This window comes from Pseudoalteromonas sp. Z9A6, assembly GCF_011378805.1.
Classification (GTDB): Bacteria; Pseudomonadota; Gammaproteobacteria; order Enterobacterales; family Alteromonadaceae; genus Pseudoalteromonas; species Pseudoalteromonas distincta.
The window spans coordinates 1896-2890 of record NZ_WTKZ01000088.1 but is presented as its reverse complement, the minus strand read 5'-3'; the positions used below and the strand labels follow the sequence as shown (position 1 = coordinate 2890).

1 protein-coding gene is annotated in these 995 nt (G+C 39.1%); it reads left to right on the top strand.

All coding sequences use genetic code 11. From position 1 onward, the window contains the following. Nucleotides 1–172: 172 nt before the first annotated feature. Nucleotides 173–838: an isoprenylcysteine carboxylmethyltransferase family protein gene (locus GQR53_RS19500; protein WP_024605468.1), complete on the top strand. Its 666-nt coding sequence runs from the start codon at nucleotides 173–175 to the stop codon at nucleotides 836–838. The last annotated feature ends 157 nt before the right edge of the window (nucleotides 839–995 follow it).

The window sequence follows — 995 nt, the reverse complement described above, 5'->3', positions numbered from 1 at the left end:
GTATTTATGCATGGCAGTCATGGTAAACATGGTCACGATCATTCACATGAAAAAAAAAAAAAAAAGGAAGAGAGCTCTTAAGAACTCACGGATAAAAATGCAGCCTATCACGATGGCTACATACAAGGGTTAGAAAAGGCACGTAAGGAATCACATAAAAAGGAGAGCAGTGATGAATGAAACATATGATTATGGCTTATGGTCAATGGTGATACTGAACTCAGCAATTTTTATCTTTTTTGCCTTTAGTTTTGTCAAACCAAAAACATCAACTGATTGGAGAAGTCTAAGCGCGTTCTCTGCCTTTATTGTTGCCCTATTTACTGAAATGTATGGCTTTCCTTTAACTATCTATTTTCTGTCGGGGTGGCTGACGGAGACCTATCCAGAAGTAAATTTCTTTGCGCATGAAAATGGGCATTTATTACATACTTTCTTTGGATTTCAAGGTGATGCCCATTGGGACCCATTTCATATAGTGAGTATGGTGTTTATTGTTGCAGGTTTCTTTATGTTGTCTTCAGCATGGAATGTATTGCATCACGCGCAAAAACATCATCAATTGGCTACAACTGGATGGTATGCAAGGTGTCGCCACCCACAGTATGTAGCTTTCATTCTAATCATGTTCGGCTTTTTATTGCAGTGGCCGACAACCCCAACACTTGCGATGTTTCCGATCTTAGTCGTTGTTTACGTCGAGCTAGGGAAACGCGAAGAAGCACAAGCGATTGCTGAGTTTGGTTCGGAGTACCACAGGTATATGGAATCGACACCGAGTTGGATCCCAAATTTTAATAAAAGTGTAGAAGGTAAAAATCATGAAAACGTTAACTAAATCAATTTTATTTATTAGTTCACTACTGATAACCACTAGCTCATTTGCCCAAAACAATGAGCATAAACATGAAGGTGCGAACAAAGCTGATATGCATCAAGGCATGGCAATACCACATGAGAACATGGGAGAAATGCACAAAAAGATGATGGAAATG